Below are 10,968 nucleotides of genomic sequence, written 5' to 3' on the forward strand. Positions count from 1 at the left end.
GTCATCATGTCCGCACTGGCGGCGACGGCGTTCGCGGGTGGCTATCGTCTCAACCTGACCCCCAGCGAGCCGCTCGGCCTCTGGCGCATCGAGGAGCTTCAGCGTCCGGTCGCCATCGGTGATCTGGTGTTTCTGTGCCCGCCCATGACGGCTGTCTTCGCAGACGCATGGCGGCGTGGATATCTGCGCCGAGGGCTGTGCGCCGGCGGAGTCGCGCCGTTGATTAAGACGGTCGCAGCACTTCCCGGACAGCGTGTCGATATCACTGATCACGTGCTCGTCGAAGGTCGCCTGGTTGCCGCATCGTCGGTATGGCGCACGGATGGCGAGGGCAGGGCGATCAACCCCGATCCTGGCGGTGTCGTGCCGCCGCACCATCTGTTTCTTCATTCACCCTTTGCGAGTTCTTATGACAGCAGATATTTTGGTCCGGTCCCGGATTCTGGTCTTCTCGGTCTGGCGCTCCCGGTCCTCACCTTCGATCCGTGATTGGAGTGGCGACTATATGCCCGTTCGCTGGAAATCTCCTCTTCTGATACTCGCGTCCATTGTTTGTGGGTGGATCGGCTGGAGCGGGGAGGTGCTTCTTCTCCCGCTCGCCATGTTCTTTCCCTTGCTCTGGTCAAAGGCGCCGTCGCGATCAATCGCGTCACTTGTGGCGGCGGGCTATTTCCTGGCGGCCTCTCGCGGGTTGCCCCGGGGCGTGGCCAACTTCTATAGCGCCGATCTTTGGCCGGGGCTCATGCTTTGGGTGATAGCTTCCGCATCCTTCGTCATCGTGCATGCAGTGTTCTGGACGAAACCTCGTTGCGGAAACACTCCCGGGAAGGAAGGAACGGACGCGGCGAGAGGGCTACGCTATCTCGCGGTCATGATGTTGATGGCACTGCCGCCTTTCGGCATTACCGGTTGGGCACATCCCCTGACAGCCGCTGGCGTCTTGTTTCCCGGCTGGAGATGGTGGGGAGTCGGCGCGACCGCGATCCTGTTGGTCGTCATGACCGGTCGAAGATGGCAAATCGCGGTCGCAGTCCTTGGAGCACTTTACGTCTGGTCCGCCACGAACTGGACGCCCCCGAAACTAACACCCGGCTGGATCTCCGTCGATCTGAAACACGGGGCGGAGCTCGGGCGCGATGGCTCGCTTCAGTATCACCGTGACCTGATCGCGACGGTGCGTGGGACAATTGCCGAACGGCCGGTCGCGCTTGTTGTGGTGCTTCCAGAGAGCGCGCTCGGTTTCTGGACGCCGACGGTGGCACGTCTCTGGCAACAAGGTCTCCGTGGCTCGGAAGTCACCGTCATCGCAGGTGCTGCCGTCGTCGACGCCAGGGGCTACGACAATGGCATGGTGACGATATCGGCCGATAGATCGAACATCCTCTATCGCGAGCGCATGCCGGTTCCCGGATCGATGTGGCAGCCGTGGTTGCAGTGGACCGGGCAGAGCGGCGGCGCGCGGGTGGACTTCTTCGGCAATCCGGTGGTCGAGGTTGCCGGAGTAAGGATCGCACCGATGATCTGCTACGAACAGCTCATTGTCTGGCCCGTCCTGCAATCGATGCTGCACGCGCCGCAAGTGATCGTTGCCGTCGGCAATGGCTGGTGGACCGAAAACACCTCGATCGTCGCCATCCAGAAAGCGAGCGTCTTTGCCTGGGCAAGGCTCTTTGGCCTGCCCGTCGTTATGGCCTTCAACACTTAGGGAGTACCTGGGATGCTCGATGCCGTCCTTGTCCAGCAATGCGCCGACACTTCCCTGAAGCCTGCGATTGTTGAGCAGTTCATCGCGAAGGCGGGATCTCAGGATCCGCTGGCTGTCACCGTGCGCTCCGGCAACCGGCTGGTGCTGGTGCCGAAGCCGACAACACCAGAAGAGGCCCTTGCTTTGGTCCGTGACAACCTCGGCCGCAACATCGTTCGCGTGGGTATCACCCAGTATCCTGCAGGCTTAGGCCTCATGGAGGCCGGGCAGTTGAAGCCGGAGATCGTCAACCCCTGTGAGAATATCCGCATGGGGACGGCGCTGTTCGCCAAGGTCTTTCGCATCATATCGAAATGGTATGGCAATCCCACGGCAAAGGACGTCCTGCCACAGGTCATGGATGATGCGGTCATCGCCTGGCGGACGGGATATTTCGAAGGAGTGGCGGTGTTCCGCGCCGAAGATCCAGGCGGGATAAAAGTCGCGGAGCCGAATCAGGATGAGCCGAGCGTCGAGCCGGCTACAGCTGGTGATGCGAGGCCGAACCAGAAGGAGAGCTTGGAGGCGACGAAATCCAACGGCCCAAGCGATCCAAATAAGGCGGGGATACGCGTCGATCTCTCCGAAATTAGGGGATCCAGGTAAGCGGAGTTTCCAGCAAACATAAAGCCATAGCGCAGAGGCAACTTTCGAAAGCAAAGAAATGGAAAATCGACAACTACAGCCATTACCATGGTCCTTGGCGATGTTGCGGCGCGTAGTAAGCGGAGCGGATTTATATGAGGCAGTTGCTCGTATTCGTGACCGCTACCAATTTGCTCATCTGGCTTTTTTGGTGGTCCGTCTCGCGGACCGGCCAGATCCCTATCCCTTCTATTGCACGACATATCCAGACGAATGGGTTTCCCTTTATCTTCGAAACAACTACTTCGAGATCGACCCCGTTATCGACCTCAGCAAAACAGCTTTCTTGCCCGTCGACTGGTTGGATCTGGATCACAGAACTCCGGAGGCTCGCAGCTTTTTTAAGGAGGCCAAATCGTTTGACATTGGCCGGAATGGTCTGACGGTCCCGATTAGAGGATCAGGTGGCGAACGCAGCCTCTTCTCTGCAACCTCGAACTTGCCGAGGCGAGAGTGGCGGAAACTACGCATGTCGAGCAAGCATGACCTTCAGGTTCTTTCCCATTATCTGCACGAGAAGGCGTTGTCCGTGTCGGGCCTTCGAAAAAACGGCGGCTACCGGAAACTGTCACGGCGAGAACAGGAATGCCTGCAGCTTCTGGCGCGGGGCCTCGTTTCGAAGCGCATCGCCGCCAGATTGCAAATTTCGGAGAATGCTGTCCGTCTCTATCTCAACTTGGCTAAACGCAAACTTGATGCCAAGACGCTCTATCAGGCCATCGCAAGGGCAAGCTTCCTCGAAATAATCCAGCCCTGAATCGCTCCAAAACTCAGTTCTCAGGGCCAACGGTCACGTCTTTTGCGTGGATCGAATTGAGGGTCAATCTCTCAATACCGGTAGATTGCCTCGGCCCTTGCTGGCGGTCAACTCTGCACAATCACCGATAGCTCACATGGATGCTCAAGCAGAGGGCTATCACCCGACCGGTGACGCCTGTTCGAACATGAATCAGGTCAGCACCCGTCATTCGGTTAGAACGAGGATCGTTTCATGGTGGATAGCAAGACTATTGATGCCTGGCGGAAGGCTCCGCGTCTAAATTCGTTCGCAACATTCTTTGAACAAACAGCAAGGGGGCTGGGCGGCGCGCCCGATCTGGGTAGGCCGGAGCCGGAAATGGATCTTCTGTCGTTCGATCTTGATTGTATGACATTCTGGGACACTCACCGGCGTTTGTGGGGGCATTTCGACAACCACTATTTTGCAAGCATCCCCTATCGGCTGGAGGAGGAGTGCCGTTTGGGTACCGCGATCCTCACCTTTGCGGAGAAAAGATGGGCCTGCCTCGGACGCCCGGCGACGGTCTATACACTTGGAGCCGGCGCCGGCACACTTGCAAGAGCGCTGGCGAAGCTCGGCGACGGGCGCCTGAAAACCCTCAATTGCAGCCCGACTGAGGGCAACCGGGTCTGCTTTTTCGCCCGAAGAGGCAGTGAGGACGCGCAGTTCTATCATGGACCATTCTTCGAACTGGACGACGAACACTATGAGAAAGACGAAACACTGCAGCCTTTCCGCGACGGATATGACGTCCTGCTCGAAGATACGACATTCCAGATGTATGGCCGGGATCGGGATAAGCAAACCGGGTTTATAGCCCCTCGACTCCGTTCGAACGGCGTTTTGGTTCAGGTGCAAAAACTTAGTCATCAAAACGGCGACGCCTATCTCGAACGAGAGCGCCAGAAGGACGATTTGTTTAAATCGCGGTTCTTTTCCGGAAGACAGATTGCTGAGAAGAGACGTGATGTTCTTGATACGATGTTTGACTTCCAGGTTGACCTGGAGACAACCCGATCGGCTCTCGGCTCTTATTTTCAATATGCCGTTGTGACCTGGAATAGCGGAAATTTCTACACGATCGTTTCGTCCAATTCATTGAGTTCTCTGCATGAGTTTGTCTCCTTGATGGTGAAGCCGGCCATTCCGTCAGAATTCTGCTACCAACAACTGCCGCACATCATCGTGAACCAGGAAGTGAACCCTGTGCATGCAGGCTTGGCCTGGCGGCCACCAATATCGATTGGCGGTGGAGCGTGAGGAGTACCTTCACGCGGAGGTGGCGAAGATGAGTAACGAGCCGTCGAGTGGCGCCTTCGATCAGGTTGCGGTGAAGGGGCTAAGGCATACCTTGTCTTACCTCATGCCTGATCTCGCCCCGTTCTGGGCACGTCCGCTTGCGCACTATGCATCTGCTGTCTACGAGACGGGCGCCCGCGGCCGATGCTCCATCCGCAATGACGCGATGCTTCGGCTTCAGGCCTTTGTCACGCGTATCGCATTGAGATCAGGCGCTGATCAGTATGATGCAGACGAAGCAGGCCGGCAAATTGCTGCCTCACCCGTTTTGCAAACCGGTCCTCATTGTCACTTGCTGATCGAGCCCGATGCTTTCTACACACACCTGTTTAGTGCACTTGGCCTTGGAGCACATAATTTGCGGTGGCACATCTGCTACGGTTCTTCGACAGTCAAGTTCATCGAGAAATCGAAAAGAGGCCCGGGCTGGCTCTCCGTTGGTGGCGAGGTGCTAAATGTCTTCGGCCTGCCTCGAAGCAGGATGGATCCATATAGCATATGTGGTTTCAACGGGCCTTATCGCTTCAAGCTCGCCGGCCAGAATGGTCATGGACGGGCCAATCCCGCCGCGATCCGGCTGAAGGCCATCTTGCCGGACGTGGATTTTCCGTCGGCCGCCGATGCGATCAAAGCCGCCAATGAATCACTGTGGCGAAGATGGTTTCCACCGTCTCTCCGGCTGCTGCAATTTGACGATATCGATGTTGCCGATCTTGTTGCGGAGCATTTTGAAGACCCGGAATCCTGGCTGTCTTCCCGCTTTTCCTCTGGCGATCTGTTCGCCCAACGCTTGTTGCTGGCGCTGGACCGGCTGAACAGCGGTCCGTGGGCAGGATGGGTCCGCAGAACAACCGATTTCTTCTGGGGCCTGGAGGATGGCAGGCTATTTCCTCTGAGTTTGCGGGATGGCGTCCTCTCGGGCAGTTCACTTTCAGTCCGCGACCTGCGGTTCGGCCCAGAAAGCATCGCGGTATCGCTGCGCCAGCGAAAATTGGTGCCAAACCTGCTTATGATGTTTCTGGTGACGTCGATCCTTCCGGGCGTTCGTGTGCTCGGTGGATGCCGGCAGACGATTTATTATCCGCTCATGCGGTATCTTCTCACCACTGCGCTCCAATCATCGAGTGATCGGGAACTGCTCGCTACGCTACGTGCCGACGAGCGGCCCGGAATGTGGGGGCATCGTGTGCTGCGCCCAACGAACGGTACGCCGTTCTTAGAGATCGGAGAGGATGGATCCGGGCTGGAGGTCGCGAACAAGTATGGCGTCCGGTCTTTGGTGGATACGGCCGGCGATCTGGCCAGTTTCACCGGTGATCCGATTTGGGCGAAGCTGTCGGCACATATCAGAACAGGACGAATTCACCCCGCTTCGGCGGAGTGGCTATGGGTATAGTCCTGATAGCCACTGGCGGGCGTGGGTTGAAGGGACTTCGTAGAGTTTCGTGTTTCAGGAGCCGATCATGGCAGTGAAGCTGGTATCAATTAGACAAATTGTCCCTGACGAGATCGATGTCTTCCGGAGTATTCGGCTCGAGGCCCTTCGCTGCGAACCGGCTTCCTTCGCCAGCCGGTTTGAGGATTGGCAATTCCTGTCTGACGAGGAATGGCGTCAGCGGCTGCAGGATCCCGTCTTTGTCGCTTTCAGCAGCAACGAGCCCGTGGGGATCATGCGGCTCGTACGCCTTCGCCCAAGCAAGATGGCGCATAGGGCTAAGCTCGTCAGCGTCTATGTGAGAAAGAGCGAACGAGGGAAGGGAATTGCTTCAAGTCTTCTGCGCGCGGTTTCGGATCATGCGACGCGACTTGGGGTTCTCCAAATAGAGCTTGCCGTTAACGCCGAGAATTCCGCCGCACTTCGTTTCTACAAGCGCCAAGGATTTATCGAGGTCGGTCGAATTCCTGGTGGAGTGCTGGACGCGGCCCGAGAAATTGACGATGTCATCATGATACGACGGCTGTAAGGCGGAGAAGCGTTGGCGCCTCGTCTTTCAGGATTATCCTTGCCGCTCGGACCGAGATTCTGAGAAAAATCCACGTGCGGTCCTTGGTACAAAGCCGAGTGTGAACCCAAATAGCCTGCCGATCTTGTCGAGCGTTTCAAACGTAGGGTTTGCAGTGCCGGCTTCGATTTCCGCGACTTGCCGTCGTGTCACCCCAAGCGTCTTGGAGAACTCCTCCTGTGTCATACCGAAACTCTTACGAATCTCGACCACGGCGCCAGGCAGGCGCAGCTCGCCGTGGCGAGCCCGCTCCGCTAGATTTCTGCGATGCTCCAGAATTTCCTCTCTCGTGGGTTTTTTCCAGCGAGCCATCTGTTCTGCTTCCTCCCAATACTAGGTGCACGCTTCCGAAACACTGTCCGCGATCTCGATACAGCGGCTCATGGCCCGATCGACAATCTCGGGCGGCGCTCCAAAGTCTTTCGCAATTTGGGGGGCCCGCCTTAGCCGATCCGCGAATTCGCCAAGTTGGGCCGCGAGACGTACCTGTTCGCCCTTTTCAGGCATAAGATCCGCGCAGATCAGTTTCCAATCCGGAAGGTGATCGCGCCCTGCATCGCGCATTGAGGCCCAGCGCGTGGAGCGAATAATGCCTTCCTTGGCGAGGCGCATGGGGGCAAAGTCGAATAGCGGCGACAGTCTGACCGTTCTATCGGGATGCTTGCTCAGTGCCGAGTTCCGGCCGTGATTATCGGGATTACCAAGCGCCAGGTTGGCAATGTCACGCTTCAAGTATTCGACCACGTCCTGAAACGGATCGGACGAAAATTGCTTCAAGACTTCGATATAGGCTTCATGCGTGCTGATATGGCCGAAATCGGCAACACCGATAGCTGATACCAGGCTTTCCTGTCCGAGGCGCAGCACTTGACCATCTAGCGCCTTTTGCCGGTCGAAGCGAGGGATGATCAACACGCCTTCGGTATAGGTCGAGACTTCGTTGACATTCAGACCGATCTCCGCGGCGATGCGGGAATAGAGCGCTTCCCCCTCAAGGATCAATCGATCCATGGGATCGGTGCTGCGAACCAGTTTGACGATTACATGGCGCGTGGCTTCTTCGTCGGAGACGAAGCTGTCCGGGTAATATAACCCATCATTGGCCCTGGTCATCGAAACTTTCGGCCACTCACCCTGAAGGCCGCTCGAGCCCGAGGCAAGCATCCCGAAGCGATCGGCCACTTCCATGAAGCGGTCCGAGCGCTGAAGAATTTCAGCCTCGGTGGCGCCTTGACGCTGCACGCCATGCAGACGTTCCGCTTCCGCGTCGGCTGCTTGCTTGATCCGAATATTGCCTATGCCGCCTGTGGCTGACCGGAGAAGTAGGGGAAGATCGGAAGCGCGCGCCGCTTCGACGAGCCCTAGATGCTCGGCGAGCCTTCGCCTCGCATGTCCCTGCGGCAAGAGGTCCAGCAGGAATGGAGGCCAATGAGGGCCATATCTGTTCTCGAGGTCTACTGGATAGCGGACCGAAAGCGCGCGAAAATCGCAGACCGTTTCGCCCGAAGCGAATGCCTGCGATGCTTCCGCGATGAAATAGTCTAGATCATAGTCGACGATCGATGCGCCGCGGTAGCCAGCATTGGCGTCCTTTATATCGAGCGTGGCGGCTTGATGCCACTCATGATCGAAATGGATTTGAAGCGATAATTGCATCCTAATGTCCCCTTAAATGGATCAATTAATTCGGTTCTACAGAAGAATCAACCCATTATGATGGATCATTAAATTGTTTGGAGGACTATCTTTTAACTCAGGCCCACGTCGGAACGACTAGTTTTTGGTTCCTGTGTGACGCCAAATTGGCGCGAGGAAAGTGCGAGATAATGCTTCGGCTGAGCGTTAAGTTGTTAGCCCTCAGAATGCTCATTTCCTTCCAGGGCTGCGAGATTCTTTTTTAATATCGGTGGGGAAGGCTCACAATTGAGCGCCTGTGAGTTCATGCTCAACCGCGATCTGCGGGCTGTTCTGTCTTTGGTTGGCCGTCCGTTAACAGATCGATTCCATATAATGTCGCGATCATCGTCTGCTCACACCGGGCCTCAACGGAAATGCCGGGATCGTCGTTTCAAGGATGGAACACCACCGCATCCAACGGCCTTGCGTCCTTGACGTTGCGCGTAGCGAGTTAGAGATCGTGCTCGACCGCCGTTGCGCCGAGCATCGTATCGATCACCGGAGGTGGATGGTCCTTACTTCGCCTAAGCAAGGCCCCTACACCAAAAAATATTGTCGTCCAGTGACAGAACCCGTGAGTTCTCTCAGATCAAGTATTCAAAGCCAACCGAGCTTTGGCAATTGCTCGATCAAATTTTCACGCTAGGCCGCCTTTAGTAAACCAGTTGACGTTGACGACAGGATATCGGCTCTATCTGCGCCCAAATCCAAACCGCCAACCGGAGTGTTTCAGCTCCTCGGAGAAGACTTTGACGCGAGTGATCATCCAGATCCCCGTTACTTTCGTCCACACATAAGCAGCGCGTCGGTTCAGCCTCCAGCTCCTATGAATAAGACCGAATGCGCTTGCCTCGATAGTCCCCAGTTGCACGAGGGTTTCGATGATTTCGTCGCCGTCTACTTTCAGATCCTCTCGACTGAAATGCCATGTCGCTTTATAGCCTCGGCGGAACTGCACTTCGACATCATTCAGGAGCTGTCGGCGGCCTATCACGGAGCCGTCGACCTGCTGATAAGCGAGATTGGGCGAGAACAGTGCGCCGTATGCGGCTATGTCCCGATTCAGAAATGCAACGCGGGCCACGGCGTGACGTTTGTCTAACTCTTCTTCGAGGCTCCTTGGCAGAACCATTGCCTTTCCTGAACAGGTAAAGAACCACTCCGGCGGCTAATCGGCTGGCGTCGCTTGTTTCAACCGATTTAGTTATCAACGATCCCGCTCGGCTTCTTGAGGCGAACACCGACCCCGCCACCGTTTTCGGGAATAAATTCGATTCCAACGGCTTCCAAGGCAAGTTGCATGGCCCTTAGATTAGCGCTCGTCACAGAGGGAACTCCGTCTTCAACCTCTGCGCGACTGACTGTCGCGACACCAATTCCCGCCGCCCGCGCAAGGTCCTTTGCACTCCAATGAATCATTGCTCGCGCGGCACGTAACTGTGTGCCTGTGATTTTCATGAACTCATGTGATTTCGAATTGATCAACCGAATCTCGTGTGTTACGTAGGTGCTACTAGCAGCTGCACTCGGTGCTCGAATACCGAGTGCAGCCTGACCACAACCAAGCTGTCAGGAGCTCGGATCATGGCTGATTCCGACAATAGCAGAACTTTGTCCAGGGTCACGCAGGGAGGCCTGCAATCCTTCGACGTAGAGTCTTTTCCCACAAATCCTGCGCTCGCAGCCCGGCTCACGAGGCGCCTAGATATCCAGATTGACGATCTCGCCGTCTTAATTTGGCATCAGTGGTTCGCGGCATGGCATCGTTTGATCGAATCATGTCTTCGGCAGCAAGGACTCGAACAGAAGCTACCGGCGACGGTTGGCTCGCCATCCGACGCGTCGGCTTTCACTAATCGTTGCGACTGCCGCATCCGGGCTGGGCATCGGGAAAGCTAGAGGGACGCGGCGGATCCTTGAGGAGATCATTTCAGCAGACATGCGTGGCGGGATCGCTCCCGCCGCGGCGGCTTCGGCTGCGCCAAAAAGCAAAAAAGGGAACGTCATGATAAAACTCGGATATCCATTGCATCGGCTCACTCTATCCGCGTCGCTGATCCTGCTCGCGGTATTGGCCATATTGGCCGGGCCGGCACGGGCGCAGGAGCTGCGGATCGCGACCTCGTACAAGCTGATGACGCTCGATCCGCATTATGCGAACCTCAATGAGAATACGTCGCTGCTGTCGCACATCTATGAGCGGCTCGTTTATCAGGACGAGCGTCTCGATCTGAAGCCCGGTCTTGCGGTCTCCTGGCGGGCAACCTCGGATACGCAATGGGAATTCAAGCTGCGGGGGAATGTCCGTTTCCATGATGGCTCTGCCTTCACGGCGGACGATGTGGTCTACACGATCGAGCGCATTCGAGATTTCCTGAACACGCCCAATGGCGGCTTTCGCTCTTACCTGACCGGCATCAAGGCGGCCTCGGCGCCCGATCCTCTCACCGTCGTCATCGAGACGAATGGCAACGTGCCCAACCTGCCGCTGGCCTTCTCCTCGATCTTCGTGATGCATCGGCCAGAAGGGGAGGGGTTCCAGACCACGGAGGACCTCAATGCCGGCAATCCTCCGGATGGCACAGGCCCTTACAGGTTCGAGAACTGGCGTTCCGGCGAGATGCTGAAGCTCACGAGGAACGAGGATTATTGGGGCCGCAAACCCGCCTGGTCGACCGTGACCTTCCGGATCATCGAGAACCCGGCGGCGCGCGTGGCTGCGCTGGCGGCCGGAGATGTCGATCTTGCAGACACGATCCCGGCCCGCGACGTTGCTTCCCTGAAAGCACGAGGGGTGAAGATCGAGAATATCAGTGCCG

General features: G+C 56.9%; 12 protein-coding genes. 8 read left to right on the plus strand and 4 right to left on the minus strand.

The genetic code is table 11. From position 1 onward, the window contains the following. Nucleotides 1-6: 6 nt before the first annotated feature. From traF to VQ830_RS26205, 7 genes are all read left to right on the plus strand, one after another. Nucleotides 7-489 (plus strand): conjugative transfer signal peptidase TraF, encoded by a 483-nt coding sequence (traF, locus tag VQ830_RS26175; RefSeq protein WP_438618752.1) that lies wholly within the window; start codon nt 7-9, stop codon nt 487-489. Between the two features lie 16 nt (nt 490-505). Continuing rightward, nucleotides 506-1,705 (plus strand): conjugal transfer protein TraB, encoded by a 1,200-nt coding sequence (locus VQ830_RS26180; protein ID WP_337271092.1) that lies wholly within the window; start codon nt 506-508, stop codon nt 1,703-1,705. A gap of 12 nt (nt 1,706-1,717) precedes the next feature. Then, complete coding sequence (locus VQ830_RS26185) at nt 1,718-2,350, plus strand: TraH family protein (RefSeq protein WP_337271093.1); 633 nt, start codon at nt 1,718-1,720, stop codon at nt 2,348-2,350. Nucleotides 2,351-2,408: 58 nt separating this feature from the next. Continuing rightward, nucleotides 2,409-3,146, plus strand: coding sequence for a LuxR family transcriptional regulator (locus VQ830_RS26190; RefSeq protein WP_337271094.1), 738 nt, complete (start codon nt 2,409-2,411; stop codon nt 3,144-3,146). Nucleotides 3,147-3,380: 234 nt separating this feature from the next. Beyond that, nucleotides 3,381-4,430, plus strand: coding sequence for a class I SAM-dependent methyltransferase (locus VQ830_RS26195; RefSeq protein ID WP_337271095.1), 1,050 nt, complete (start codon nt 3,381-3,383; stop codon nt 4,428-4,430). Nucleotides 4,431-4,458: 28 nt separating this feature from the next. Continuing rightward, a complete protein-coding gene (locus VQ830_RS26200) occupies nt 4,459-5,865 on the plus strand; it encodes a hypothetical protein (RefSeq protein WP_337271096.1) in 1,407 nt (468 codons plus the stop codon). Nucleotides 5,866-5,932: 67 nt separating this feature from the next. Next, a complete protein-coding gene (locus VQ830_RS26205; protein WP_337271097.1) occupies nt 5,933-6,433 on the plus strand; it encodes a GNAT family N-acetyltransferase in 501 nt (166 codons plus the stop codon). A 33-nt stretch (nt 6,434-6,466) separates the two neighbouring features. Here VQ830_RS26205 and VQ830_RS26210 read toward each other — a convergent pair whose 3' ends face one another. The 4 genes from VQ830_RS26210 to VQ830_RS26225 form a co-directional block, all read right to left on the minus strand. Then, the gene (locus VQ830_RS26210) at nt 6,467-6,784 is read right to left on the minus strand and encodes a helix-turn-helix transcriptional regulator (RefSeq protein ID WP_337271098.1); all 318 of its coding nucleotides are present in this window, start codon (nt 6,782-6,784) and stop codon (nt 6,467-6,469) included. A 21-nt stretch (nt 6,785-6,805) separates the two neighbouring features. Continuing rightward, nucleotides 6,806-8,128: a type II toxin-antitoxin system HipA family toxin gene (locus VQ830_RS26215; protein ID WP_337271099.1), complete on the minus strand. Its 1,323-nt coding sequence runs from the start codon at nt 8,126-8,128 to the stop codon at nt 6,806-6,808. A 712-nt stretch (nt 8,129-8,840) separates the two neighbouring features. Then, nucleotides 8,841-9,281 carry a nuclear transport factor 2 family protein gene (locus VQ830_RS26220; RefSeq protein WP_337271100.1) on the minus strand — a complete coding sequence of 147 codons (441 nt, stop codon included), beginning with the start codon at nt 9,279-9,281 and terminating at the stop codon, nt 8,841-8,843. A gap of 68 nt (nt 9,282-9,349) precedes the next feature. After that, a complete protein-coding gene (locus VQ830_RS26225; protein ID WP_438618746.1) occupies nt 9,350-9,634 on the minus strand; it encodes a helix-turn-helix domain-containing protein in 285 nt (94 codons plus the stop codon). 523 nt (nt 9,635-10,157) lie between these two features. Here VQ830_RS26225 and VQ830_RS26230 point away from each other — a divergent pair. Continuing rightward, nucleotides 10,158-10,968: ABC transporter substrate-binding protein (locus tag VQ830_RS26230; RefSeq protein WP_438618748.1), on the plus strand; the 811-nt coding region annotated here is incomplete at its 3' end.

It is taken from the genome of Oryzifoliimicrobium ureilyticum (genome assembly GCF_037199735.1).
GTDB classification, from domain to species: Bacteria; Pseudomonadota; Alphaproteobacteria; order Rhizobiales; family Rhizobiaceae; genus Rhizobium; species Rhizobium ureilyticus.